This is a genomic window from Rubrilithobacter danxiaensis (assembly GCF_047272945.1).
Classification (GTDB): domain Bacteria; phylum Bacteroidota; class Bacteroidia; order Sphingobacteriales; family Sphingobacteriaceae; genus Rubrolithibacter; species Rubrolithibacter danxiaensis.
Genome location: NZ_JBKOPS010000012.1, coordinates 31,234 through 56,032 on the forward strand (window position 1 = coordinate 31,234; position 24,799 = coordinate 56,032).

General features: G+C 38.3%; 27 protein-coding genes. 11 read left to right on the plus strand and 16 right to left on the minus strand.

The window, feature by feature from the left end:
• Positions 1–50: 50 nt before the first annotated feature.
• Both hemA and ACLCDL_RS14620 read right to left on the minus strand, forming a co-directional pair.
• Positions 51–1,277 carry a glutamyl-tRNA reductase gene (hemA, locus tag ACLCDL_RS14615; RefSeq protein ID WP_423149122.1) on the minus strand — a complete coding sequence of 409 codons (1,227 nt, stop codon included), beginning with the start codon at positions 1,275–1,277 and terminating at the stop codon, positions 51–53.
• Positions 1,278–1,678: 401 nt separating this feature from the next.
• Positions 1,679–3,580, minus strand: a complete 1,902-nt coding sequence (locus ACLCDL_RS14620; protein WP_423149123.1) for an ATP-binding protein — start codon at positions 3,578–3,580, stop codon at positions 1,679–1,681.
• 170 nt (positions 3,581–3,750) lie between these two features.
• On the opposite strand from ACLCDL_RS14620, the gene ACLCDL_RS14625 reads away from it, so the two are divergent.
• The gene (locus ACLCDL_RS14625; RefSeq protein ID WP_423149124.1) at positions 3,751–4,152 is read left to right on the plus strand and encodes a response regulator; all 402 of its coding nucleotides are present in this window, start codon (positions 3,751–3,753) and stop codon (positions 4,150–4,152) included.
• Between the two features lie 500 nt (positions 4,153–4,652).
• On the opposite strand, the gene ispG is transcribed toward ACLCDL_RS14625, so the two are convergent.
• The 5 genes from ispG to ACLCDL_RS14650 form a co-directional block, all read right to left on the minus strand.
• Positions 4,653–6,644: a (E)-4-hydroxy-3-methylbut-2-enyl-diphosphate synthase gene (gene ispG / locus ACLCDL_RS14630; protein WP_423149126.1), complete on the minus strand. Its 1,992-nt coding sequence runs from the start codon at positions 6,642–6,644 to the stop codon at positions 4,653–4,655.
• 67 nt (positions 6,645–6,711) lie between these two features.
• Complete coding sequence (locus ACLCDL_RS14635) at positions 6,712–7,320, minus strand: RDD family protein (protein WP_423149128.1); 609 nt, start codon at positions 7,318–7,320, stop codon at positions 6,712–6,714.
• Between the two features lies 1 nt (position 7,321).
• Entirely contained in the window at positions 7,322–8,254 is a 933-nt protein-coding gene (locus tag ACLCDL_RS14640; RefSeq protein WP_423149129.1) for a LiaI-LiaF-like domain-containing protein, read from the minus strand.
• Positions 8,255–8,258: 4 nt separating this feature from the next.
• Positions 8,259–8,804 carry a PspC domain-containing protein gene (locus ACLCDL_RS14645; protein ID WP_423149130.1) on the minus strand — a complete coding sequence of 182 codons (546 nt, stop codon included), beginning with the start codon at positions 8,802–8,804 and terminating at the stop codon, positions 8,259–8,261.
• Positions 8,805–8,824: 20 nt separating this feature from the next.
• Positions 8,825–9,523, minus strand: a complete 699-nt coding sequence (locus ACLCDL_RS14650) for an SDR family NAD(P)-dependent oxidoreductase (RefSeq protein WP_423149132.1) — start codon at positions 9,521–9,523, stop codon at positions 8,825–8,827.
• A gap of 75 nt (positions 9,524–9,598) precedes the next feature.
• Here ACLCDL_RS14650 and ACLCDL_RS14655 point away from each other — a divergent pair, with 75 nt between their 5' ends.
• The 5 genes from ACLCDL_RS14655 to msrA all read left to right on the plus strand — a co-directional run bounded on the left by ACLCDL_RS14655 (position 9,599) and on the right by msrA (position 13,850).
• Positions 9,599–10,333, plus strand: a complete 735-nt coding sequence (locus ACLCDL_RS14655; RefSeq protein WP_423149134.1) for an MlaE family ABC transporter permease — start codon at positions 9,599–9,601, stop codon at positions 10,331–10,333.
• Positions 10,330–11,082: an ABC transporter ATP-binding protein gene (locus ACLCDL_RS14660; protein ID WP_423149135.1), complete on the plus strand. Its 753-nt coding sequence runs from the start codon at positions 10,330–10,332 to the stop codon at positions 11,080–11,082. The genes ACLCDL_RS14655 and ACLCDL_RS14660 overlap by 4 nt, the downstream gene beginning before the upstream one ends.
• 80 nt (positions 11,083–11,162) lie before the next feature.
• Complete coding sequence (locus tag ACLCDL_RS14665; RefSeq protein ID WP_423149136.1) at positions 11,163–12,047, plus strand: RsmD family RNA methyltransferase; 885 nt, start codon at positions 11,163–11,165, stop codon at positions 12,045–12,047.
• Positions 12,048–12,149: 102 nt separating this feature from the next.
• On the plus strand, positions 12,150–13,202 hold the full coding sequence (locus tag ACLCDL_RS14670; RefSeq protein ID WP_423149207.1) for a hypothetical protein: 1,053 nt from the start codon (positions 12,150–12,152) through the stop codon (positions 13,200–13,202).
• A 102-nt stretch (positions 13,203–13,304) separates the two neighbouring features.
• Entirely contained in the window at positions 13,305–13,850 is a 546-nt protein-coding gene (gene msrA / locus ACLCDL_RS14675; RefSeq protein WP_423149137.1) for a peptide-methionine (S)-S-oxide reductase MsrA, read from the plus strand.
• A 5-nt stretch (positions 13,851–13,855) separates the two neighbouring features.
• Here msrA and ACLCDL_RS14680 read toward each other — a convergent pair whose 3' ends face one another.
• The 3 genes from ACLCDL_RS14680 to ACLCDL_RS14690 are packed head-to-tail and all read right to left on the minus strand — an operon-like array spanning position 13,856 to position 17,358.
• Entirely contained in the window at positions 13,856–14,170 is a 315-nt protein-coding gene (locus ACLCDL_RS14680; protein ID WP_423149138.1) for a nucleotidyltransferase domain-containing protein, read from the minus strand.
• The gene (locus tag ACLCDL_RS14685; protein WP_423149139.1) at positions 14,167–14,598 is read right to left on the minus strand and encodes a nucleotidyltransferase substrate binding protein; all 432 of its coding nucleotides are present in this window, start codon (positions 14,596–14,598) and stop codon (positions 14,167–14,169) included. Before ACLCDL_RS14685 ends, ACLCDL_RS14680 begins: the two co-directional genes overlap by 4 nt.
• Before the next feature lie 21 nt (positions 14,599–14,619).
• Positions 14,620–17,358, minus strand: a complete 2,739-nt coding sequence (locus tag ACLCDL_RS14690) for a DNA gyrase/topoisomerase IV subunit A (RefSeq protein WP_423149140.1) — start codon at positions 17,356–17,358, stop codon at positions 14,620–14,622.
• A 94-nt stretch (positions 17,359–17,452) separates the two neighbouring features.
• Here ACLCDL_RS14690 and ACLCDL_RS14695 point away from each other — a divergent pair, with 94 nt between their 5' ends.
• A complete protein-coding gene (locus tag ACLCDL_RS14695) occupies positions 17,453–17,890 on the plus strand; it encodes a DUF6157 family protein (protein WP_423149141.1) in 438 nt (145 codons plus the stop codon).
• A gap of 9 nt (positions 17,891–17,899) precedes the next feature.
• Here ACLCDL_RS14695 and ACLCDL_RS14700 read toward each other — a convergent pair whose 3' ends face one another.
• Both ACLCDL_RS14700 and ACLCDL_RS14705 read right to left on the minus strand, forming a co-directional pair.
• Entirely contained in the window at positions 17,900–18,157 is a 258-nt protein-coding gene (locus ACLCDL_RS14700; protein WP_423149142.1) for a type II toxin-antitoxin system RelE family toxin, read from the minus strand.
• Entirely contained in the window at positions 18,157–18,342 is a 186-nt protein-coding gene (locus ACLCDL_RS14705) for a hypothetical protein (protein WP_423149143.1), read from the minus strand. The genes ACLCDL_RS14700 and ACLCDL_RS14705 overlap by 1 nt, the downstream gene beginning before the upstream one ends.
• Positions 18,343–18,480: 138 nt before the next feature.
• Here ACLCDL_RS14705 and ACLCDL_RS14710 point away from each other — a divergent pair, with 138 nt between their 5' ends.
• On the plus strand, positions 18,481–18,906 hold the full coding sequence (locus ACLCDL_RS14710; RefSeq protein WP_423149144.1) for a nuclear transport factor 2 family protein: 426 nt from the start codon (positions 18,481–18,483) through the stop codon (positions 18,904–18,906).
• Positions 18,907–18,970: 64 nt separating this feature from the next.
• On the opposite strand, the gene ACLCDL_RS14715 is transcribed toward ACLCDL_RS14710, so the two are convergent.
• On the minus strand, positions 18,971–20,854 hold the full coding sequence (locus ACLCDL_RS14715; RefSeq protein WP_423149145.1) for a DNA topoisomerase IV subunit B: 1,884 nt from the start codon (positions 20,852–20,854) through the stop codon (positions 18,971–18,973).
• 267 nt (positions 20,855–21,121) lie between these two features.
• Here ACLCDL_RS14715 and ACLCDL_RS14720 point away from each other — a divergent pair, with 267 nt between their 5' ends.
• Positions 21,122–21,298 (plus strand): hypothetical protein, encoded by a 177-nt coding sequence (locus ACLCDL_RS14720; protein ID WP_423149146.1) that lies wholly within the window; start codon positions 21,122–21,124, stop codon positions 21,296–21,298.
• Between the two features lie 31 nt (positions 21,299–21,329).
• Positions 21,330–21,488 carry a hypothetical protein gene (locus ACLCDL_RS14725; protein ID WP_423149147.1) on the plus strand — a complete coding sequence of 53 codons (159 nt, stop codon included), beginning with the start codon at positions 21,330–21,332 and terminating at the stop codon, positions 21,486–21,488.
• Between the two features lie 66 nt (positions 21,489–21,554).
• On the opposite strand, the gene ACLCDL_RS14730 is transcribed toward ACLCDL_RS14725, so the two are convergent.
• Positions 21,555–22,445 (minus strand): TraB/GumN family protein, encoded by an 891-nt coding sequence (locus ACLCDL_RS14730; RefSeq protein ID WP_423149148.1) that lies wholly within the window; start codon positions 22,443–22,445, stop codon positions 21,555–21,557.
• A 39-nt stretch (positions 22,446–22,484) separates the two neighbouring features.
• Between ACLCDL_RS14730 and ACLCDL_RS14735 the strand changes: the two genes are divergently transcribed.
• On the plus strand, positions 22,485–22,988 hold the full coding sequence (locus ACLCDL_RS14735; RefSeq protein WP_423149150.1) for a TlpA family protein disulfide reductase: 504 nt from the start codon (positions 22,485–22,487) through the stop codon (positions 22,986–22,988).
• Position 22,989: 1 nt separating this feature from the next.
• Here the strand turns inward: ACLCDL_RS14735 and ACLCDL_RS14740 are convergent, their stop codons facing one another.
• Positions 22,990–23,733, minus strand: coding sequence for a LytR/AlgR family response regulator transcription factor (locus ACLCDL_RS14740; RefSeq protein ID WP_423149153.1), 744 nt, complete (start codon positions 23,731–23,733; stop codon positions 22,990–22,992).
• Positions 23,730–24,767: a sensor histidine kinase gene (locus tag ACLCDL_RS14745; protein ID WP_423149154.1), complete on the minus strand. Its 1,038-nt coding sequence runs from the start codon at positions 24,765–24,767 to the stop codon at positions 23,730–23,732. Before ACLCDL_RS14745 ends, ACLCDL_RS14740 begins: the two co-directional genes overlap by 4 nt.
• Positions 24,768–24,799: the final 32 nt, after the last annotated feature.

Below are 24,799 nucleotides of genomic sequence, written 5' to 3' on the forward strand. Positions count from 1 at the left end.
AATTTAAACGAGCTATATAATTTGGAGTAAATTAAAATTGGCAGTAGATACTAACTGTTATTTACCAGTATTTCTTTAGCCATTACCATTGGAACACTGATAAATTTTTTCTCCATGTAATTCATTACTTTCTCTAAAACCTCACGGGAATTATCATCTAAACCACTTACTTCCTGAGCAAAAACAGAATTTAAAGCAATGTGACGTATTTCCTTTATCTTTTCAGGAACTTCTTTCATTGCAAGTTCAATTCTGCGCTGTTTAAGGATAGGTTTAAATTCTTCTATATTCTGTTCGATAATTCTTTCTGCATGAATCAGTTCCTGGTAACGTTCGCTCAGGTTTTGGTTTGCAATTTCCTGCAAACTGCTGATTTCAATGTAATGAACCGGATTTGAAGCAAGTACCAGGCCACATGTATCGTTTGGAATAGCAAGGTCAACAATTACTTTTGAGCCGGATTCGCCGTTTAGCAACGACTGGTAAACTTCGTTTGTAATTATTGGTTCGGTAGATCCTGTACAGGTAATGATTACGTCGAATCCTTTCTTATAATTTTTTAATTCATCCAACGTAAAAGCTTCTCCACATAGTTCCGCAGCAAGCTCCTGAGCTTTCGATAAAGTACGGTTAAAAACCGAAAAGTTGGAATATTTATGTTTTTGAAGGTATTTTGAAAGATTTTTATTGGTTTCTCCTGCTCCGATTATTACTATACGTGCATTGGAACACATTTTTAAGTCACGTAATTTACGATAAGCAAGGGATACGACAGAGATAGGTTTTTGAGAGATTTTGGTGTAGGTATAAACTTCCTTTGCCGTTTTAACTACCTGATTCATAATCAATCGCATGTAGTCTCCGGTGAAACCCGCTTCTCGGCATCGTTCATAAGCTTTTCTAACCTGCGCAAGAATTTCTTTTTCGCCTACTACCAGGCTCTCTAATGAACACGAGATACGAAGCAGGTGATTCAGTGCTTCCACATCTTCGTAAATAGATACCTGGTTTAAAAACTGATCCAAATGCTCTTCAGGAACGCAGAAGTTTATCGTCCGGATAAATTCTTTAACAAATTCAGAAGAAAGAGATTGAGAAGCTGAAAACACAAATTCAACCCGGTTGCAGGTTCCGATATAGAATATCTCAGGGATATCAAATTTTGCACGTACACTTTCTAATCTGCTTTCAAGGGTTTCATTACAAATTACAAATTTCCCTAAATCTTTTAGTTCAATGTGCTTATGAGTAAATGCAATGACTTTTAAATACTTCAAAACTCTGCTAATCTTAAAAACTCAACAAAAGTAATTATAGGCTTCAACTGCTTAGTCATGTCTTTGTCAAACAGAATTATTTAGAATCCTTTTAAATTATTGCCAAAGATCATTTGTAAAACCACGGCAAATATCAAAATAAGAATTTAATGCACAAATGATTGAAACAGGCTAAAAAATATGAGAATAGTCATCTCTTAAAAATACCATTCAAACACTTAATATGGTGAATATTTAGAAAGGTGATTACAGAATAAATGTTTTTTTTTAATCCTGAAACTCTGCCTGTTCAGGCACGTACAACTCCTTGTATAAGAGATTATTCATTTTTCATAGTTTAGGTTTTAGGTTGAAGTTAAGGGAGTGAGGTAAAACTGCTCCCTTTTCTTTTTGTTGCCTGCTTAAGAATCAGCTACTGAAAGGCTTTGCTGTTTTAAAGGTAAGCTAAAACAAAAAGTAGATCCTAAGCCATACTGGCTTTTAAACCATATCCGCCCATTTTGACGCTTAATAATCTCGGCAGAAATATACAAGCCCAACCCCAGGCCAGCTATAGAATAATTTTTTTCTTCCTGAACACGGTAAAAACGATCAAAAATAAATTGCTGCTTGTCTTTAGGAATACCCACTCCAAAATCCTGAACGCAACAAACAATTTCGTCTCGCTCCATACCAAAAGTAACCAGCACCTTATTTTTCCCCGGCGAATATTTAATAGCATTGGTTAGCAGATTTACAAGAACCTGCCCTGTTCTTTCCCTATCGCCAAAGCAAAGTATCCGTACGGTAGACTTCACTACTATTTTATGGGAAGAAGTACGTTCTACTTCGCTCACTGTTTCATTAACAAGTTCATCAAAAGAATATTCGCTGTTACGCAACTGGAGTTTCCCCGCCTCTATCCGGCTGATGTCTAAAAGATCATGAACAAGTACAGTAAGGCGTACAATCTGGATTACCATCTTTTTTAACATCACACAGGCTGTTACATCTCCAATGTTACCAAACATCCTTTCCAGTACTTGTGCATATGCCTTTAGCGATGTAATAGGTGTTTTTAATTCATGGCTTACAATACTAATCAATTCATCCTTCCGGCGTTCTAACTCCTTATTCTCAGTAACATCAAGTATGGTCCCTAACATTCGCACAGGTTCTTTCTGCTCGTTACGAAAAACCTGCCCCATTAACTGCACCCAATGAATGGACTCATCAGGCCATTTTACCCTTACATGAATTTGTAACCGGTCTTTTTCATTTGCTTCTTTCAGCACTTCCAGAACTGTTTCCCGGTCTTCTTCCATTACATGCTGTAGAAATTCGTCTACAGTCCAGCTCTCTCTATGCTCATTATACCCCATTATTTTATCTGATTCAAAATAGGGTACAGATTTTCCAGATACCATATCCAGATCCCAAACACCTAATCCGGAAGATTCTATTGCAAGGTTCAGGCGGTGCTCGCTCTCTTCCAGTTTTTTACGCAATATAACAGATGAACTCACGTCCATAACAACTACCAAAACGCCTGAAATAGCTCCGTCTGCTTCGTAATACGGCTGGTAAAACCTGCTTACATATATTCTCTCATCCCCCTTTGTAGTAAAGGGAACATCAATGTTAAACAAGCAAAAAGGCCTTTGTTCAGAAACATAGCGTGATAACTCTTCAAAATCATCTATAGCTCCCACTACATCAATTAAGGATTTACCAACCAACTCCTGTTCTTCCTTTTTGTGTAAGCCCAACAAATAGGGGTTCATAAACTCCACTATAAGATCAGCGCTTTTATAGATAGCAACCCCTACCGGAAGTTGTTTCAGGATGGATAGAAAACGGGCTTTCTGCTCCTGGGCCTGTTCTTTTGCCTTCTGCTCATTTTCTTTTAAAACCATCAGGTTAGTTACATCTACCGGAGAATGGAGGATATACTCAATTTCATTATTTTCATTTAAAACCGGTGTATTGGTTGAAATACAGAACCTTCTTTCATGATCTGCAGTTCCAGGAATTGGTATTTCAAAGGGGTGAACTTCCATTACTACTGTACTTTTTGTCTCCATTACACGAAGCAGGGTTTGCTGAAAGCCGAGCAGGTTACCTGAAAGTTCCTTTTTTTTATCACCATTAAGCACTTCGAATAAACCTTTCCCCCGAATATCGGTTAGTAAATTCAAAGCATTCAGATAAGCATCATTTACTTCTATGATTGTAAAATCCGGCGCATCCGGTTTAAGTACAAGCAAGCAGCATTGCGATGCATAAAAGAGCTTTTTATAACTCTCATTGCTTAAGGCAGACATAGGTAGATGTTTATTAAAGTAGCTTTACTACTCTTTAAATTTAAATAAAAAAAAGAATTAGAAGGAGAAGTATTTAAAGTATCTGAAAATTTATAATAGAAACAAGCAACCTTTGGTATAGTTTTTCGTAGTTAAATTCATCTGAGTTAAACTTCATAAAAGTTTAACGATTGAAAAACAGCTCTCATTTTACAATTATAAACGTGGCTCAAAGAATTCTTATTATTGAAGACGAAGAACATACCTTGGAAATTCTTGAATTGATATTTACTGAGGCTGGCTTCAGCGTAAAAACTTCAAAAAACGGCGAAGATACTTTTGATCTGATACAGGAATTTAACCCTCAATTCATCCTGCTTGATATCGTTCTGCCCAAACTGGACGGACGGGATATCTGCAAAGCGATAAAAAAGAATCCGGATACAAAAAATATTCCGGTAATTATTCTTTCTGCCCATCCTGGGAAATACTACGCTTCTAATGAAGTTGGAGCCTCTGACTTTGTTCAGAAACCTTTTGATATTTACACTCTTGTAAATAAAGTAAAAAACCATTTATCGGGCACAGCTTAATTTTACTTTATATGTTGATTTTTAATGATTTTTTTGATCTGTAAAAGAACCAGAAAGGCATTGTTATGTTATAATAATAACAGTTGATTTATAGCTGTGAAAGCGATTTAAGAAGCATAAATTCTGAAAAAAATGCCTTCCCAAAAATTTACCGGTGATTTAGCGTCAGCAATTGAAACTTTTCTGAAAGAATTACCGGATCCAAAAAACTGCAACCTCTCAACTGTTAAAAGTGATTTCTTTATTAACGGAAAGAAAGTTACGTTGCAGGCCCAAAAATCCAAAGGTTTTTTAGGGATGACATGGAATATTGAGGTTCGAAAAAACTAATAAAACCTGCAATTACCTTATATCCTCTTACTCTCAGACTAAAGATTTTTTTTGAAACAATAAAAAACTAATTACAAACGTTAATGGAGGGAAGCTTCTATTCTATATTTTAATTTAAAATACTATAGATTAAAACTTCCGCACAGCTCCATTTTTTAATGGAGCTTTTTTCATTGAGAGAGATTTCCTGGTTCCAGCCAGTTACCATCCTGCCTGATGATTTCTATCAGTTCGTTCAGGGCATCGGCGGTATCAACGTTTTTTTTAACTACTTCCTTACCTCTGTATAGTGTAATTTTTCCGGGTCCTGTGCCTACGTACCCATAATCCGCGTCTGCCATTTCCCCGGGACCATTTACAATGCATCCCATAATACCAATTTTTATCCCTTTAAGATGATCGGTACGACTACGGATCCGCTGAGTTGTTTCCTGCAAATCAAACAGTGTCCTTCCGCAACTTGGGCATGAAATATATTCAGTTTTTGAAATCCTGGAGCGTGTAGCCTGTAAAATCCCAAATGCAGTACTTACAATATTTTTTACAGGGATACCAGGAGCCTCAAGCCAGATGCCATCTCCAAGTCCGTCTATCAGCAACGCCCCTGCATCTGCCGAAGAATAAAGCTGAAAATCTTCCGGATCTGATAAAGTATATGATCTCCTTATTATTACCGGAACGTCTATTCCGGCTTCAATCAACGAAAAAAAGAACCGCCGCTGTTCGGCCATCCCATGTTCGCTGTCGGTTTCTAATACAAAAACAAGCGTTTTATCAAAAAGGATAGTATTAAAATCTTCTGAATGTAAGTCTTTGGCATTTACACGAACCAGGTTTAAAAAAGGATCCCGCTCAACAGAATTGTTATATTCGCTCAGGGAAAACAAGGGATGGCAATTACTCCTTTTTTCAAGATTTTTCCAGGCGGAATAATTATACAACTGCTTTAAGTTGCCTGGCATTGAAAAAGATGGCAAGTTATCTGCGAGGTAAACAAAATCAACCGATTGTTCACCCATTGTATATTTATCCAGCAAAGCTGAATAATTATAACCGACTGAACCCAAAATGAATGGATCCTTCAAGTTAGCTTTTGAAAGATCAATTACCACTCTTGGGACCTGATGCCCGCCAATAAAGGTATTAAGCTCTGCAGATTCACGTTTCTTATACTCGTAGGGACTAAATCCTGCAAGATTGATCACTTCTGATGTTCCGCTTTCTGTTAATTGTATTGCAGAAGCTGCAGTATTACGGGTTTCATATCGTTTTGCCAGCGTTATAGCCACGGGAGCTTCAAATTCAGGCTCTTCTGTTAACGAAACACGAATAGTATCACCAAGTCCATCCTCCAGTAAAGCACCAATTCCAACTGCCGATTTAATCCGTCCATCCTCTCCGTCGCCCGCCTCCGTTACACCTAAGTGCAGCGGGTAATTCATTCCCTCCGCTGTCATAGTTTCAACCAGTAAACGATAGGCCTGCACCATCACCTGCGGATTACTTGCTTTCATAGAAATCACCAGGTTGTAGAAATTCAAATCCTGACACATACGGATAAACTCCATAGCCGATTCAACCATTCCCCTTGGAGTGTCGCCATAATAGCTCATTATGCGGTCAGACAAAGACCCGTGATTGGTACCAATCCTCATGGCGGTACCGTATTCTTTACAAATTTTTACAAGTGGTGCAAACTTTTTATAAATGCGTTCAAGTTCAGCCTGGTATTCCGACTCGGTATAGTCTAACTGATTAAATCTTTTCTTATCTGCATAGTTACCGGGATTAATGCGCACTTTTTCTACTATCCGGGCGGCCACTTCTGCTGCATTGGGTGTAAAATGAATATCAGCAATAAGAGGGACATCATAGCCCCGCATACGCAGTTGCTTTTTAATTTCTGCCAGGTTTTGTGCTTCTTTAACACTTGGCGCTGTTAAACGCACATATTCGCATCCGGCTTCTACCATCCGTATGGTTTGTTCTACAGAACCGATTGTATCCATTGTATCAACAGTGGTCATACTTTGAATACGTATCGGATTATCTCCTCCTAAAGGAAGAGCGCCAATAGTTACTTCGCGGGTTTGAAAACGGGAATATTCGGTTAAAGAATTACAGTATTTACCTTTCAGCACAGAAATCGAATCGGCATTCATTAATCAGTATTTTTAATATTGCAAAACTACTAAATCCTGTTAGTTTTTTTACCTCTATGGCTAATGCTTACAAAAGCCTGTCTTTTATTACAAGCGTACCGGCAATTTTATCATGAAGGCACTGTTGCCTTTTGCTCAAAAAACCCACCAGATAGCCTATTCCTAAAGTAAAAAAGGAAAGAATTTTTGCAAGGTTGCGAACAAAAGAGCGGCTCGATGTAATGCGCCTTCCCTTTTCGTCAGTCACTTTTAAGCCAAGCCAGTATTTTCCAAAAGTACCTTGCCTGAAAGAGGCCTCGGCAATAAAAGCGTAAATAAATTTAATGCCCGGAACAACTATCAATGCTGCAAATACAACCGATATTTTACCCATCTGGCTTTTCAAAATTCCAACCGCCATTACAGCAAAAAAAGCGTAGATGAATGTTATTATAAGATAATCAATAGCGGCTGCAAGTAAACGCAGATCCAGACTGGCAAAATATTGGGGAAGAGTAAGGGCTTTATCAAATCCGAACAAACTCCTTAGTTCCAAAAGTTCATGAGCTTCTTTAAAATCATCCATTCCGGCACCTTTTACAAAGGTACCGGGATGGATCTCCATTTCTTTCAACTCCTCTAAAGAAAAAGGACCCGCAGGTTTGCCGTTCAACACCACATAAAAATGCTGCTGCATCTCAATAGCGGTTTACTTTAAAATCAGAAAGTCCGCCTTTAAAATAAATATCAATTTTCTTTGCTGAATTAGCATAGTTTGGGGTGGTGTAAGACCCATCAGGCTGCTGATTAAACCCGTCAAAGTTTTTTGATGACAAGCCGGAATCTACCCGTATTTTACACCCTACTGAAGATGGAACTGAAATATTAATTTCGGCAACACCGGTTTCGGCAGTAACATGCGTTGTTGTTACAGGTTCGCCTAATTTCACCTCAAACGAAGCGGCTCCGCCTTTTAATTCAAGCCGGTTCACTTTAAACGGAGTAAGATCAAATTCTGTTTTCCCTGCACCTGTTTCTACATTAATATCCCAAACAGGGCGGGTATTCAATCGAAGGCGGGCTTCATTACCATCCGTATCGCCCATATCCCAGCGCTTATCTTTGTTATTCATTCTGAAATTCAGAACTTGAACACTATCAGATGATATTTTTTGAAGCGAATAATGGCCATAGTTCTGCTCTACATCCGCATCAAACAAGTTCGTTGTGGTATCACTTAAAGTATAAACAGTGGCTCCGCCAGAAATATTAAGGGTAGCTTTGCTGGTACCAGGTTCGAACGCTTCTGTAAACGTATTGCTTGTTGTCCAGTTTTTGGCAGTGTCAGTCTCGCCTCTGCCAGACCACCAGGCACGGCGCTCATATTTCTTATTGATACCAAAATAAGCTATTGTTGCTAAAGCGCCAACCGTTATAACAATTGCAGCAATGGACCCTAACTGGCTTCTGCTGCCCGCAAAAATCATATTGGCGCCGCTAATAATGAGAATTAAAGGCCAGAGCTGCCATACTGAACGCCAGTAAAAATCTATTACGTGGAAATTATCTAAAAGCAGAATTGCACCTATAAATACAAATACAATTCCCCATATAATATTTTCAGTTTTCATAAAATCAGTTTAAGGGTTGATCAGAATTCAGGTCTTTTTCTTCCTGTACTTTCTCGTTATTTGATTCCGTTTTTGTTGATTCATAATGTTGTGAAGCTTGTTTCTTTCTTGAATTAGAAAGAATAAGAACACCCGGAATGATAAATACAATAGGCCATAACTTTTCAATACTGAACCAATACGGAATGAAGTTAAATTCATCAAAGAGGAAATACACACCAAGGCACACTAAAATTATTCCTGCAATGAAACTTCCGTTCCGGGTATTTTTTGGTTTAAAATCATTGGAAAATGGAGCATTCCCCGGAATATGCTGATCACCATAAACCTTATAATCTGCTTCAAATTTGGAATAAGGTCCAACCAGAGGCCGGGCCGGAATAGCAATCCACAGAATAATATAAATAAAAACGCCTGAGCCTCCGAAAACTGCCATTAAAATAAAGGCAATTCGTATAATAGTAACGTCTACACTTAAGTAATCGGCGAGGCCGGAAGCAACACCTCCTAATATTTTTCCGATTTCGTCACGCTGTAATCTTCTTTCCATTTTTTTGTTATTAATAGTTTTTAAATCTCGCCGGCCAAAGGTATTATTATCAGTTCGTCGACATTTGCACCGACACTCATTTGTAAAATTGAGAGAACCGCTTTTGCTACATCATCTGCCGAAACAAACCGTTCTGAGGGTATATCAGTTCCCTTCCAGGAATCCGTCAGTGTTGACCCTGGCAAAACAGCTGTAACTTTTACATGATGCGGCATTAATTCTTCTCTTAATACATGAGTTAGACTGAGAAGTGCTGCTTTTGTTACAGAATAAGATCCGGCGCTTATAACGGGATTTTTGGACGCAATGGAACAGATATTAAAGATATTACCCGATTTAAAATCCCGCATTTTTTTACCGAAGAATTTACACAGATAGTAAGCAGGGTAAAAATTAACTTCCATCTGCCGTTGAAAAACAGTATCTTCTTCATCCAGGATAAATGCGGGAATATAGGTTCCGGCATTATTTACCAAAACATCAACAGTAGCAAAGTGTTGTTGTACAAAGCTGGCAAAACGCTGCAACTGGGCAGGATCGGCAACATTTGTTTCAATACCGACAGCCTTTATATTAAATCTGGAAGAAAGTTCTGTACAGAAAGAATCTATTTCAGATTGAGAACGGGAACAGATAGCAACATTATATCCCGCACCGGCTAGTGCCAGGGTTATTGCTTTTCCAATTCCTTTGGTTGCAGCTGTAATTATAGCATTCATATTTTATATCGTTTAAGCTTTAGGCCGATCAATTGTAAATTCAAAAAAACTGTAATTTAGGCAAAATTTAAATTAATGATTTTTCATCCCTTAGGCAAATATATCCTGTTATTAAAAGCGGTGTTCAGAAAGCCCGAAAAATGGAACATCTACCGCAAAGAAATTATTAAAGAGATGAATTCGATCGGTGTTGGTTCATTAGGGATTATTTCTATTATTTCTGTTTTTCTTGGGATGGTTACCACCGTTCAAACCGCTTTCCAGCTGGTGAGTGATCTGATTCCAAAATCCATTATAGGTTCTATTGTTAGAGATTCAACTATTCTTGAATTAAGCCCTACAATTTCGGCAATTGTACTTGCAGGAAAAGTAGGATCAAGTGTTGCCTCGCAAATTGGCACCATGCGGGTTACCGAACAAATAGACGCACTTGAGATCATGGGAATTAACTCCCCCGGCTACCTTATTCTTCCCAAAATTTTAGGCGCAGTAACCATGATCCCTTTATTAGTAATTATCTCCATTGGTTTAAGCATATTCGGAGGTTACCTGGCAGGTACATTATCAGGGGCAGTAACAGCTAACGACTATCTAGCGGGATTAACATCGGGCTTTATTCCCTTTACGCTTACTGTGTGTATGATTAAAGCCATCATATTTGCTTTCATTATTACTTCCGTATCTGCATACCAGGGATTTTACACGGAAGGAGGTGCACTGGAAGTTGGTATTTCGAGCACAAGGGCAGTAGTAATTAGCTGCATTGCGATACTGGGTGCTGATTATATTGTTGCTCAATTATTGTTATGATAGAGATTAAGAACATCTATAAAACTTTTGGCGAGAACCCGGTACTTCAGGGTATTTCTGCAGAATTTAAAGAAGGAATGAATAACCTGATAATCGGAGGTTCCGGATCAGGCAAAACTACCCTACTTAAATGCATGGTGGGATTGCACGAACCTGATCAGGGGTCGGTAATTTATGACGGCCGTGATTTTACTCGTATGAACTTTGAAGAACGTATAGAGATCCGGAAAGAAATCGGCATGCTTTTTCAAAGTTCGGCTCTGTTTGATTCGATGACGGTAGAAGACAACATCATGTTCCCGCTTAATATGTTTACCAACCAGAAACGCCGTGAAAAACTAGATAGAGTAAATTTTTGCCTTGAACGGGTAAACCTGGCGGGTAAGAATAAACTTTTTCCATCTGAATTATCAGGTGGAATGAAAAAAAGGGTTGGCATTGCCCGGGCAATTTCAATGCAGCCGAAATATCTTTTTGTTGATGAGCCAAACTCGGGCCTCGACCCCAAAACTGCTATAGTAATTGATGATCTGATAAATGAAATAACCGAAGAATATAAAATAACTACCGTAGTTGTAACACATGACATGAACTCAGTTATGGGAATTGGAGATAATATCATGTTCCTTTTCAACGGGAAAAAAGAATGGGAAGGATCGAACAAAGAGATTGCACATACAGACAATCAGGTGTTGAACGATTTTGTTTTCGCCAGCAAATTTACCCAGGCAGCAAAAGAAAAACTGTAATCCCGACAATGTTTATAAGTAAAAAGCATTTACCCGTTTAAACTTTTTACTTTTGACGTTATACTTTCGATTTATTACTGATGATTCAACTACTTACTCCGCAAAACTGGAAAGATTATGAACTGATTGACTGCGGGGATTTTGAAAAACTGGAGCGTTTTGGAAATGTCATTCTGATCCGCCCCGAACCGCAAGCGGTATGGAATAAAAGCTTAGCAGAGGCTGAATGGCAAAAGCTGCATCATATAAAATTTAAGGGAAGATCAGCTACGTCGGGAGAATGGATCAAAAAAAACACCAGATTGCCCGATCGCTGGATAATCGGTTATGAAAATAAGGATGTGGCAATTAAACTGCGTTTAGGACTCACCTCTTTTAAACACCTGGGCGTTTTTCCAGAACAAGCCGTTAACTGGGATTATATCTCATCCTCCATTAAAAAATTTAAAACAAGCCAGCCCAAAGTATTGAATCTTTTTGCCTATACCGGAGCTGCTTCATTAGTTGCCAAAGCCGCCGGCGCCGATACTACTCATGTTGATTCAATAAAACAGGTAGTAAGCTGGGCAAACGAGAACCAGGAACTTTCTTCACTAAAAGATATCCGATGGGTAGTGGAAGACGCTTTAAAATTTGTAAAACGTGAGATAAAAAGAGGTAAAAAATACAACGGTATCATTCTGGACCCTCCCGCCTACGGACATGGGCCAAACGGCGAAAAATGGAAGTTGGAAGACCAGATTCAGGAAATGATGCAGGACGTGGTAAAACTGCTGGACGAAGAAGAACACTTCTTAATTCTGAATACCTACTCGCTTGGCTTTTCTTCGGTTATTGTAGAAAACCTCATTCGCTCATCGTTCAAAAACGTACAAAACCTGGAAACAGGCGAGCTTTATCTGCAGGCAACTGCCGGTTCGAAACTACCCCTGGGTGTTTTTGGAAAATTTTTAAAAATCCAATAATTATTGTAACCTTTTTTGGCGATTCAAGTATCTGAACTAACTTTGCGACCGGTAAAAACATCTGCTTTGTAAAGTGGGAATAAAGGGAATAAAACAACTATGATTAAAACAACAAAAGCAATTGCGCTTTTAACTATTGCTGCAACTTCATTTACAATTTTCAGCAGCTGCGGAGACAGCACAACAAAAGCAAACGGAAAAGAAACCGTAAAAAAAGCAGATACTGCAATAAAGATTGACCCGGCTAAAGCTACCGCTTCTTCCTATCCTGCAATTGACACCGCTGCGTACAATAAAAAGATACAGGAACTTGCAAACGGAGATACTACCGGAAGATGGCCTGTAAAAAACCAGCCTTATCCGGTTGCCGGTGCTATTTTACCATTTAAACGGGTTATTGCTTTTTACGGAAATCTTTATTCCAAAAGAATGGGAATACTGGGTGAGCTTCCACCGAAAGAAATGCTTGCAAAATTAGATTACGAAGTAAAAAGATGGCAAAAAGCAGACCCTAAAACGCCTGTTCAGCCTGCACTGCATTATATTGCTGTTGTTGCTCAGGGCGATCCCGGCAAAGACGGCATGCACCGTTTCAGAATGCCGGCAAAACAAATTGACTCAGTTTTATCAATTGCCAAAAAAAGGGATGCAATCGTCTTTTTAGATATACAGGTAGCTTTCAGTAACATCCGTCAGGAACTGCCTTTATTAGAAAAATACCTTAAACTTCCGCATGTACATTTAGGAATTGATCCGGAGTTTTCAATGAAGACCGGTGCTTTGCCAGGAACCAGAATTGGAACTTACGATGCAGCAGACATTAATTACTGCTCAGAATACCTTGCAAAAATAGTTCGGGAAAATAACTTACCTCCTAAAATATTTACCGTTCATCGCTTTACCCGTAAAATGGTAACAAACTACCAGAATATCAAACTGCGGCCCGAAGTTCAGATGGTTATGCACATGGACGGATGGGGTGAACCTGACCTGAAGATTGGAACTTACCGTCATTTTATATTCCCCGAACCGGTGCAGTTTACAGGCTTCAAACTTTTTTACAAGAACGACCTGAAAAAATCTCCTAACAGGATGATGACTCCCGAGGAACTATTAAAGCTTAAACCACAACCGATATATATACAATATCAGTAATTAACCATATTTATTTAAAAAAGCCAGCTTGTTAAAATTGTAAAGTTTTCGGGCTGGCTTTTGTATTTCAAAACTATACCAGCCTTATTGGGTTTTAAGTACATGGCGTTACAACAAGCAACATTTGGAGCAGGCTGTTTCTGGTGCACAGAAGCGGTATTTCAAAATTTAAAAGGAGTTAAACAGGTAACTTCGGGATATATGGGCGGTGAAACTGTTAACCCAACCTATATGGAAATTTGCAATGGCGATACCGGACATGCAGAGGTTATACAGCTCGATTTTGATCCTGATACGATTACGTATGAAGAACTTCTGTTAGTATTTTTCAAAACACATAATCCGACAACTGTAAACCGTCAGGGAAATGATGTAGGATCGCAATACCGCTCGGTTATATTTTACCATACACAGGAACAAAAGGAGCAGGCAAATAATATTATTGATCAATTAACAAAAGAACTTGTTTTTGAACGGCCTATTGTTACCGAAATAAGCCCGGTTTCTGACTTTTACAAAGCAGAAGACTATCACCAGAATTATTTTAACGATAATCCCAATAAACCGTATTGTGCCTTTGTTATACAGCCGAAGCTCGCCAAGTTTACTACAGAATTTAAAGACAAGCTAAAAGCGGAATTATCCTGATAGCCCTATTTATAAAGCTTTTTTTGATAAAAAATTTTTCCTACTCTTTTTATATGTTCTATAAGATCAGGATTGCTTATTTGTTTATAAATAGAAAGGTCAAAAGTGTAAGGAAGCAGTAAATCATCCAATTTTAAACTAACAGAATTTAAGACGTGTAAATTCAGTTCACTTCCTTTTATAGTAAGATCTAAATCTGAGCCGTTTCTGTAATTTCCCTTTGCCCTTGAGCCATAAATTATTACTTCATCAATTTGACAGAATGCGGCAAAAACAGCATTTATTTTATCAATTATTTCTTCTTTTAAACCAAAGTTCATGCTTCATTATTCCGACTTGTTCCCATTTCCCGAAGTAAATATTCCATTTTTTCTTCTAATATTACAAACAAATCAAAATATCTAAAAACAGTAGCCTCTGCAATTTCTGCGGCCGTTTCTTCATTATAAGTGTGGCTTGTTCTATTCCTGTCTTTATACATCTCCATCCAACCTTCTCCATCTTCCAGTAAATCTGCTTTAAATGCTTCCCGAATAGCATCTCTTGACCCAAAAATATTCTTATTACCACTTGCCTGCAAAAAGTCTTTTAATGTATTCCAGGCAAGTTCAAAAGTATATTCAAAAGCCTGAATTAAGCCTTGCTCTTCTAATTCATTCAGCTCCCCCTTATCTATAAACTTTTTCAATTGAGATAAAGCCTTCTTATAATTAGAAAAGCGTTGCACCCACCGTATATCCTGTTCCATTTTATAGTCTTTTACTACTGATTAAAATAAACCTAACTGTCCTTTATCATCTATCTCCACATCTTCAGGATTAGTAATTTCAAAAGTTATTACTTTTTTCACAGGAAGCTGTTCTTCAGAAACCGGTTCTATTTCGTTTAAAATATCATCTGCTGATACGGACTCTTCTGCTTCTGCAACTTCTCCCGGTTCTTCAACAACTTCGGGCAACTCGCTGGGTTCGGCTGTCTCATCTGAAAGCAGCACTACTCTTTGAACCGGATGCTGACTGAGCCGGTTTCCCTGCGCTTTTATACCTTTAACATCAATCAGTTCAGACAGGCCTTGCTCATAAACTTCGGGCACCTGGCTTTTTCCTTTCAGCACTTCAATTTCTGCTTTAGGCTGCTGAACTTTTGTAATAAAAATCAGTTTTGAACCAGCCTCTTCATTAATAATGCTTAACTGCTTGCCTATTGCCAGATCTTCAAAAACAAAACGTTTTACGTAGTAATTTTTTGACTTTCCATCATAATGGACGGCAGTATAAACTTTCTGCGGATAGTATTTTTCAATACGGATCATTTTATCATCAAAATGATTGCTAAGATCAAAACTGGTAAGTTCATAGATTCCGTTGCTCAATACAGTCAAAATTTTATCGGCGCCATCAAACTCACCAAGATACTTGCCCCTTCCATCTACATTTAAGCGTCGCAGCGTTTCATCAAACCATATCTTACGGCCTGCCAGGGTAGATACGCCTTTTGCTTTAAGAAGTATTTTTTTTACGGGATATTTAGTCACTGTATTTCCCATAGAACTGCGGCCCTTTATCGCTATTTCGGCAAAATCCACGTCAATCTGCAGCTTACGTAATTTAGAATGCGGCTTCAACTGAACAGAAACAAGTTCTGCTTCACCGTTAGGATTGGCAGTAAAATAAAGAACTTTTGACCCTTTGGTACCCTTTGTAAGTGTATATTCCTTATCGCGGGTAACGCCAAGGACCGAGAACCGCTTTACATAAGAAGCACCGCTTTGTCCGTCTTTATAGATCATGTTGTACACTGTCCGTTCATCATTCTTCTTAAATACACCAACGTATAAAATATCTTTTCCGACAAAAACTTTGTCCTGAACTTTTGTAACCAGAAATAATCCGTCTTCCCTGAAAACAATTATCTCATCCAGGTCAGAGCAATCGCACACAAACTCATCCTTTTTTAATCCCGTGCCTATAAAGCCGTCTGTTCGGTTTACATACAATTTCACATTTGCCAGAGCCACCTGGGCTGCTTCAACTTTATCAAAGGTGCGCAGCTCTGTTTTCCGTCCACGATCTTTTCCGTATTTTTCTCTTATACGTTCAAACCAGGCAATCGCATAATCGGTGAGATGCTTTAAGTGATATTTAACCTCTTTGATCTCACTCTCCAGGCTCTTCATCTGCTCATCCGCCTTTTTTACATCAAACCTGGTAATGCTGCTCATGGGCTTGTCGATCAGCTTCTTAAAATCTTCGGCTACGATAGGTCGATACAGCTGCGAAAGGAAAGGCTCAAATAAACGGTGCAAAACTTCTACTACCGTTTCAAAATTACCTGAACTTTCATATTCCGGATGCTTATACATCCCCTCCTGGATAAATATCTTCAACAGAGAACTGAAGAATATTTTTTCCTGAAGCTCGTTGAGCCGTATCTGAAGTTCCTGTTTAAGCAGGTCTTTGGTATTATGCGTGTTTTCAATAAGAATATCGTTAACACTTAAGAAGTGCGGTTTGTCCTCTTTGATCACACAGGTATTCGGCGATATGGAGATTTCGCAATCGGTAAAAGCATAGAGTGCATCAATGGTAACATCAGGAGAAATGCCGGGTGCCAGATGAACGATGATCTCTACGTTCTGAGCTGTATTATCTTCGATCTTCCTGATCTTAATTTTACCTTTATCATTTGCCGAAATAATGCTGTCAATTAAACTTCCGGTAGTTGTAGTAAAAGGAATTTCGGTTATTGCCAAAGTTTTTTTATCCTTTTCTATGATACGGGCCCTAACTCTTATTTTCCCCCCACGCTGCCCTTCATTATAAGCGGAGCAATCTGCCAAGCCGGCTGTAGGAAAATCGGGAAGAAGATTGGGCCTGTTGCCCCGTAAAACTTCTACTGAAGCATCCAGAAGTTCTATGAAGTTATGCGGCATAATTTTGGTAGCCAATCCTACGGCAATACCATCCGCCCCTTGCGCAAGTAACAAAGGAAACTTAACCGGCAGGGTTACCGGCTCTTTATTTCTTCCATCATAGCTTGATTGCCATTCGGTGGTTTCAGGGTTAAAAACAACCTCATTGGCAAATTTAGATAAACGGGCTTCGATGTAACGTGGAGCAGCGGCAGAATCGCCTGTCATCGGGTCACCCCAGTTTCCCTGGGTATCTATCAGCAGGTTTTTTTGCCCGATCTGCACCATGGCATCGCCAATAGAAGCATCTCCATGGGGATGATACTTCATGGTATTCCCGATAACATTAGCTGCTTTATTGAAGCGTCCGTCATCCATTTCTTTTAAAGAATGAAGAATGCGGCGCTGCACAGGCTTTAATCCATCATTTATATGAGGTACAGCCCTGTCAAGGATTACGTAAGATGCATAGTCAAGAAACCAGTTTTCATACAAGCCATTTAACGGCGTTACGTTATGAAGTTTTTCCTGACCGGCATTTTCAGCTTCAGGCTGATTTTCGTTATTTATATTCTGATCTTCTAATTCTTCACTCATCCTTTTCTAAAACTCATTAAATATGAAATATGGTAAAGATAACAGATAGCTCAGAATTAGATGCAGGAATTTATGAACAGTAGTTAAATTTGTAATGAATACACTAAAGTTTGATATTAAAATGTGTTATACAAATACGTTTATAAAGGTATCTGAAGATTGTCCGGTAAAGCAGAGCGAAATTCCGGTTCAGAAAAAAGACAACAAACCGGCACATGTAATTCAATACGAATTATTGATCAACAATCCATACAAATTTGGCCATGAGGATTTGATATTTGAAGTTTTTATCCGGCAAAAAGGAATCCCTGAAGAAACTCCTGCTGCTGAGATGGAAAAAATAAAAGAGGAACTTTTTTCAAAAGGGCATCCTTGTTTAAGAGCTTCGGCCTTGACAAAAAGATATGGATTTGGAGCACATTACAATGAAGAACAAAAAATTGCCATTTACCCAATGGAATCAAAAGAATATAATGCGTTTTTAAATGACAAATCAGTTAAGATACTGAATGCAATGCGAACAAAAAGGTAGAATCTAAATTTACAGATAGGCGTCTTTTCGATGTCTGATTCTATGTACTTCTATTATTTGAATAACATCTTCAATGACATAAATCACTCTATAATCCGACACTCTTATTCGATACGCATTTTCCCCTTTCAATTTCTTAACTCCATCGGGGCGAGGATCCGAAGCCAACTTATCGATAGCTTCTATAATTTTTTTATTATACGGGACAGGAACTTTTTCTAACTCTTTAAATGCGGCCTTTTTGATTCTTATGTGGTACAGTTTCATTAAGGCTGATTTAATCGCTTCTTAGCATCTTCCCAGGAAATTGATTCTTCACCTCTACGAAGTTCAATCGCAATTAAATCGTAAACATCTTCTAACAATTCTGCATGTTTTGATAATTTACTCAAATCAATTTGCATTAAACGACGGTCATTGGTTTCGTCTTTTAATATCGTAATTCCTTCCATACAACTAATTTACAAATTAACTCTCATAAATATTTATATCTTAAAGATGTTATGAAAATTATAATATAAATTCCTCCGCTAAAACTGTAACACCAGGAATTTAGCCGCGTCTTATATTCAAAACTAATTCCAAATATTATGAAAGCGCTAAAAACTATTTTACTGGTATTTATTGTGGTAGCGGCACAGCAGGTTTCAAAAGCAGCCGTTGATGGTAACGATGAAAAAGCGGTTAAAAATGTCATCAACACGTATCTTGATGCTTTTTGTCACGGCAAACTGAAAGGATTTTCGCAACTGCTGGATGAAAATGTAAAATTCACAACAGAACGCGGCGATAAAATCATTACCTACACAAAGTCGGAAATGCTGGATGCTCTAAGAAAATCAGCTAATGTTGAACAAAATTGCAAAACAGATTATTCGATAATAGAAAACCTGCCAAATCAGATGGTTGTAAAAGTAAATATGAAATATGAAAGTTTTACCAAAGAAAACTTTGTTACACTTACAGAATCAGAAAATGGCTGGAAAATAACACATGTATCTACAGCCTTTAAATAAGAATAAAAAAATCATTAAAAAGCAAAAGGCTTGTCTCTGCAGGCCTTTTGCTTTTTAGCTGGATTTATGCAGCGTTTTCTTCTGCAATAGTCTCAATTGCCGCTGCCATTTGCGAATCGTCTTTTTCAATCCGCAAATTCTGAACGATATGCTGCTGCCGGTCGGGAGTGTTTTTTCCCATAAAATAGCTCAAAAGATTCTGAATATTAGAATCCTTTAGAATTACCGGATCCAGTCGGATATCTTTCCCGATAAACAATCCAAATTCGTCGGGTGAAATTTCTCCCAATCCTTTAAAGCGGGTAATTTCAGGTTTTGCTCCGAGTTTTTTAATGGCATTTTGTCGTTCTTCGTCACTGTAGCAATAAATAGTTTCTTTCTTATTGCGAACACGGAACAAAGGAGTCTGGAGTATATACACATGCCCCGCTTTAACCAAATCCGGAAAAAACTGAAGAAAAAAAGTCATCATTAAAAGCCGGATGTGCATGCCGTCCACATCGGCATCGGTGGCAATCACGATATTATTATAACGAAGGCCGTCCAGTCCGTCTTCAATATTCAGAGCATGCTGCAGCAGGTTAAATTCTTCGTTTTCGTAAACGACCTTTTTTGTCAATCCAAAGCAGTTCAAAGGTTTTCCTTTCAGACTGAATACAGCCTGCGTCATAACATCACGTGATTTTGTAATGGAACCACTGGCGGAATCTCCCTCGGTAATAAAAAGTGTTGTTTCCTGCTTCCTTTCATGATTATCTTCAAAGTGAATTTTGCAATCTCTGAGTTTCCTGTTATGTAAGGACGCCTTTTTTGCACGCTCGTTTGCAAGCTTTTTAATGCCCGCTATGTCTTTCCGCTCCCTTTCTGACTGGAGAATCCGCTTTAATAATGCATCCGCAGCCTGCGGGTTTTTATGGAGATAATCGTCTAGTTCTTTTTTAACAAAATCATTTACAAACCCTCGAACCGAAGGGCCATCAGGGCCAACATTTTGCGATCCGAGTTTTGTTTTTGTCTGAGATTCAAAAACGGGTTCCTGTACCCGAATGGAAACTGCAGCAACAATAGATGCACGAACATCAGAAGCATCAAATTCTTTTTTATAGAACTCCCGGATAGTTTTTACCACAGCCTCTCTAAATGCGGCCTGGTGTGTTCCACCCTGTGTAGTATGCTGGCCGTTAACAAACGAATAGTATTCTTCGCCGTACTGCTGGCCATGTGTCATAGCTACTTCAATATCCTCTCCTTTTAAATGAATAACCGGATATCGGATTGTTTCTGCATCGGTATTTTTCTGCAGCAGGTCTTTCAAGCCATTTTCAGAGAAATATTTCTTCCCGTTAAAATTGATAGTTAACCCGGCATTCAGGAAAACATAATTCCAGATCATGTTTTCTACAAATTCAGGAATAAAATGATAATGGCGGAAGATGTATTCGTCGGGAGTGAAGTTTATTGCAGTTCCGTTTCGTTGCGTTGTTTCTTTTTCCGGCTCTTCCCGTATCAGCTCTCCTTTGCTAAACTCTGCAAATTTTGTTTTCCCATCACGGTAAGACTGGACCGTAAAGTTTGTCGACAATGCATTTACCGCCTTGGTTCCCACTCCATTTAGTCCAACCGATTTCTGGAAAGCTTTACTATCGTATTTACCGCCTGTATTAATTTTTGACACGCAATCAATAACTTTTCCAAGAGGAATACCCCGGCCATAATCGCGTACCGCAACCTTATGTTCGCCTAAATTGATATCAATAGTTCTGCCCGATCCCATTACAAATTCATCAATCGAATTATCTACTATCTCTTTAAGCAACACATAAATTCCGTCATCATAAGCAGTACCATCTCCCAGCTTTCCAATATACATTCCGGGCCTTAGCCTGATATGTTCTTTCCAGTCGAGCGATCTGATACTGTCTTCACTGTAATTAATATCTTCTGCCATTTTCTTATGATTAACTCTTCACAAAACTACTATTTTAAAAATTCTGTTCCGAGGGGGATAACATTTAAATGTATAGGGCAATGTACAGCTTTTGTAGCTGGCAGAATACAGCGGTTACAATATTTTAAACAAGAGAATAATTTGTTAAAATTTAAGAAACGTTCTGTTTCAGCCAATTAGCCTCTTTTACTTTAAAACCCATTCCCTATAAAAAAATTGGTACAACTTTAGAAATAGATCTTACAAATACTTTTATGAATAATGGTTGTGATCAGCAAGAAAAGTACTAATGAAAATGAATCGGAAGAAAAGCAGGACCAATCCTGGGACAACCCCAGAAATCCTGAGAAAGCTTCTGACGAACGGGATTTAGAACAGCTTGAGCGACAAAAAAAAGAAGCCGAGCGCAGAAAAGAAAACCTTACTGAGAACGACGATCAATAAAACAATTCATTCAACCGTAAAACCTACGAATATGAAAAAGGAACAATCAGCAACAATGAAGTTAACTGAAAAATTTGACAAAGAATTATTTCATATCCTGTCGCATGATTTGGCGAAAGTAAAGAAATCAAAAAACTCCTTTATTGTCAACTTACCTGAAAACCCTGATAAATCGCTTTTAGTAGCATAAAAACAAAATCTAAACCCTTAATAATAGTAAGGGAAAGTATATCGCCGCTTTTCCTTGCTGTTTTTATTATTTTAATAACAAGGGCTTAATTTCATATCCCTGGTTCTGCAGTATTCTTAGCAAACCTTTTTCTCCTACTAAATGTCCCGCACCTACGGCAATAAAAACCGGCCCTCTTTTCATAATTACAGGAAGTTTCTGACTCCATTTATAATTGCGCTCAAATAGCATTCTGTTCATTTCTTCATCATTAAAATCAGCCGATTGTTTAAAAAGGTGTTCTAACTCAGCTAAATTTTGTTCTTTATATGCTTTCAATAAGCGGTTTCCCTCCTCCCTGTTTTTCTCCAATTGTTCAACAAATTTTAAAAGCTGTTCTTTTTGCCTTTCTTCAGGAATATCAAAAATAATTTCTGCCTGCTCTTCGAGGGTTTCCAGCCCGATGACTTCTTTTTTATTTTCTCTGGCGAGATTCTGAATGTAGCCATCCAGCGGAGGATTTCCGGGGCTAATTTCTTTGGGAGCAATAAAACTAAGTAAGGTAAGCTGGATGGCTGCAGGTTTTAATCCATTGAGGATGCTAAGGTTCATTCCGCTTTCCTTTTTAAAAACACTGTTAATCTCCTTAAACTGATCTTGAGAAAATAATTTATCCAGAGTCTGATCTTTCAATAACATGTACGGCATCAGTTGCTGCTGCATTTGCAGTTCATCGCCAACAACTATTTCACCGGCAACTGCACTAACCTTATTAAAGCAACTTTCAAGCACCGGGTATTTTTGCCAAAAATCTTTGCCAATGAGGTGATACGTTCCAAATATATAAGAGGGCCGTGAGAGCCCATTTCCACTGACTTCAAAAAGAAGACTGTTCGTTAAACTTTCCTTATTTTTACTGGTCTGAGCATTAGTGCTTAGAAAAAGAAATGATATGATACAAAGAAGAAGCTTTTTCAATTAAATGATAAGTTATTACTACTTTAAACTTTATTTTTGATGCAAAATACAAACATGAAACCAATTCGTACACTTATACTTTCGTTTCTGCTGCTTGCCTCTTTTCCGGGCTTTTCACAGCAGCCATCCGGTACTATTCCTGATTTTACTTTTTACAAATTAGACAATACGCCTTTTACTAAAAAGCAGTTAAAAAATAATGGCAAAAAGATCATGTTCATTTTCTTTGACATTACCTGCAGCCATTGCCAGGAAGAAATAACTGATATCGGGAAACATTACCAAAGCTTTAAAAATGTTGAGTTTTACATGGTTTCAATGGATGAGGTTCCGGGCATCAGGAAATTTATGGGCAGTTATGGAAAAGCGCTGAACGGCAAGAGTAACGTTACCGTTCTGCGTGATGCAAACCGTGAGTTTATTCCCCGTTTTCAACCTGATCGATACCCAGCCTTATTTCTATACACTTCGCAGGGGAAACTTATTAAGTTTTTTAGTGGTGAAAAGAGCGCAGCAAGTATTTTAAAGGCGGTTAAAATATAATTTATAACCCTAAAACATTTTTTAAGCGGGCATAGCCCGATTTGCTTACCGGTAGGCTTTTTCCACTTTTTAAAACTGCCATATACGATTCCTTTTCGTAAGGATCAAGGCGGGTGATCTGGGAAAGCTGAACAATGAACGACCGGTGAATGCGGGCAAACTGAGAACTGTTTAAAACCTGCTCGAAGTAATTCATGGTTTTATTCTTAAGGAACATTTCAGTTGCCGTATGAATTTTAACATAATCGTCGTAAGCTTCTAAATACTGTACGTCAGCGGCATTTATTATGCGGATGTTGTTACCTGTTTTAACTACGATACGCTCCGCCTGCGACGTTTGCGTCACGGTAGTTTCAACCATTGAATGAACTTTTTGCTTAACCTCTTCCAGGTTTTTCTGCTCAAACCATTTGTCCATTCCTTTCCTGAACCGGTCGCGGCCAAAGGGTTTTAAAAGATAATCTACCGCATGAGTTTCAAACGCTTTTATAGCATATTCATCAAACGCCGTTGTAAAAATAACATTTGGCTGATGATCAAGCAGCTCAAGCATTTCAAAGCCGTTAATTTTAGGCATCTGAATATCCAGAAAAATAAGGTCGGGCTGGAGCTGATTTACCGCTTTAACACCTTCAAAACCATCATTACATTCGGCGATAACCTCTATCTGAGGATATTCTTCCAGGTACTCTTTTACTACTTCTCTTGCCAGTGGTTCGTCATCAATCAGAATAACGCGTGTCATACTTGAGGAATTTTAACAGTTGTGGTAAAGATATTCTTTTCACCACGTGTTTCAAGAAGATCTTGCCTTCCAAAAAGCAAATATAATCTTCTTTTGATTCCTGTTATTCCAAAACCTGTTCCACGCCTTGGTTTAGCGGTATTGGGGTCGTACGGATTTTCAATACTTATTACTAACTGATGATCTATGCAGTAGGCTTTTAAGCGGATAATAACTTCGCCTATGGTATCGTATAAGCCAAATTTAATAGAGTTTTCTACCAGGGGCTGAAGAAGCATTGCAGGTAAACGCAACTGCTTACATCCTTCTTCCTGCTCAACTTCTGTTGCCAGCCTATGGCCGAAACGCACTTTCTCAATTTCAAGATATAATTGAAGATGTTGTAGTTCTTCTTCAAGTGTTACAAACTCGTTTTCTTCTTTTTTAAGTGTTCCACGCAAAAAATCAGACAGTTGATAGATCATTGTCCTGGCCTCTTCGGGCTTTCTGCCAATCAAAGCACTGATCGAATTCAAACTGTTAAACAAAAAATGTGGCTGAAGCTGTTGCCGAAGACGAAAAAGTTCAGCCTCTCTTGCCAGCTTCTCAGCATCGGCTTTACGCTGTTCATTTTCTTTTTGTTCTTGCTGAGTAAACCATAGCATGCTTACAAGGGCCATCCAGCTTATCATTAAAAAGCCTATTCCAAAACGTACCGGCAAAGATTTATCCAAAAGGGTATCATAAAAAACATCTTTTTCAAGCAGATAGCTTAACAGGTAATTACTCATTAAAAGCCATAAACCTGTTAGCAAAAAACACCAGGCCGCAATATAAAAATAGCGTTCTTTTCCGGGCTGGTAATACCTTAGTGTGTTGCTTATGATTAACGCCGATAACATCAATAGCAGATTACTTACAAGCGAATCAATAGCAGCAGTTCGCCATTCTAAACCCAGCCAGGCCAGCGTAACAAGATGCAGAACAAACCAGATAAGCCAAACACCGGCAAATATCCATTTTACTCTGGTGGAAGAAAGAAAAGAAGCAGCCACAATAGCAGGATTAGAAATTCTTTTTAACTTTT

Excerpts from the sequence above, each read along its gene's own strand:
- ACLCDL_RS14690 (WP_423149140.1), bottom strand. The coding sequence starts at position 17,358 with ATGAGTGAAGAATTAGAAGATCAGAATATAAATAACGAAAATCAGCCT.
- ACLCDL_RS14665 (WP_423149136.1), top strand. The coding sequence starts at position 11,163 with ATGATTCAACTACTTACTCCGCAAAACTGGAAAGATTATGAACTGATT.
- msrA (WP_423149137.1), top strand. The coding sequence starts at position 13,305 with ATGGCGTTACAACAAGCAACATTTGGAGCAGGCTGTTTCTGGTGCACA.
- ACLCDL_RS14680 (WP_423149138.1), bottom strand. The coding sequence starts at position 14,170 with ATGAACTTTGGTTTAAAAGAAGAAATAATTGATAAAATAAATGCTGTT.
- ACLCDL_RS14725 (WP_423149147.1), top strand. The coding sequence starts at position 21,330 with ATGAAAAAGGAACAATCAGCAACAATGAAGTTAACTGAAAAATTTGAC.
- ACLCDL_RS14655 (WP_423149134.1), top strand. The coding sequence starts at position 9,599 with ATGATTTTTCATCCCTTAGGCAAATATATCCTGTTATTAAAAGCGGTG.
- ACLCDL_RS14685 (WP_423149139.1), bottom strand. The coding sequence starts at position 14,598 with ATGGAACAGGATATACGGTGGGTGCAACGCTTTTCTAATTATAAGAAG.
- ispG (WP_423149126.1), bottom strand. The coding sequence starts at position 6,644 with ATGAATGCCGATTCGATTTCTGTGCTGAAAGGTAAATACTGTAATTCT.
- ACLCDL_RS14710 (WP_423149144.1), top strand. The coding sequence starts at position 18,481 with ATGAAAGCGCTAAAAACTATTTTACTGGTATTTATTGTGGTAGCGGCA.
- ACLCDL_RS14650 (WP_423149132.1), bottom strand. The coding sequence starts at position 9,523 with ATGAATGCTATAATTACAGCTGCAACCAAAGGAATTGGAAAAGCAATA.
- ACLCDL_RS14740 (WP_423149153.1), bottom strand. The coding sequence starts at position 23,733 with ATGACACGCGTTATTCTGATTGATGACGAACCACTGGCAAGAGAAGTA.
- ACLCDL_RS14735 (WP_423149150.1), top strand. The coding sequence starts at position 22,485 with ATGCAAAATACAAACATGAAACCAATTCGTACACTTATACTTTCGTTT.
- ACLCDL_RS14635 (WP_423149128.1), bottom strand. The coding sequence starts at position 7,320 with ATGCAGCAGCATTTTTATGTGGTGTTGAACGGCAAACCTGCGGGTCCT.
- ACLCDL_RS14705 (WP_423149143.1), bottom strand. The coding sequence starts at position 18,342 with ATGGAAGGAATTACGATATTAAAAGACGAAACCAATGACCGTCGTTTA.
- ACLCDL_RS14695 (WP_423149141.1), top strand. The coding sequence starts at position 17,453 with ATGAATACACTAAAGTTTGATATTAAAATGTGTTATACAAATACGTTT.
- ACLCDL_RS14640 (WP_423149129.1), bottom strand. The coding sequence starts at position 8,254 with ATGAAAACTGAAAATATTATATGGGGAATTGTATTTGTATTTATAGGT.
- ACLCDL_RS14660 (WP_423149135.1), top strand. The coding sequence starts at position 10,330 with ATGATAGAGATTAAGAACATCTATAAAACTTTTGGCGAGAACCCGGTA.
- ACLCDL_RS14700 (WP_423149142.1), bottom strand. The coding sequence starts at position 18,157 with ATGAAACTGTACCACATAAGAATCAAAAAGGCCGCATTTAAAGAGTTA.
- ACLCDL_RS14620 (WP_423149123.1), bottom strand. The coding sequence starts at position 3,580 with ATGTCTGCCTTAAGCAATGAGAGTTATAAAAAGCTCTTTTATGCATCG.
- ACLCDL_RS14715 (WP_423149145.1), bottom strand. The coding sequence starts at position 20,854 with ATGGCAGAAGATATTAATTACAGTGAAGACAGTATCAGATCGCTCGAC.
- ACLCDL_RS14645 (WP_423149130.1), bottom strand. The coding sequence starts at position 8,804 with ATGGAAAGAAGATTACAGCGTGACGAAATCGGAAAAATATTAGGAGGT.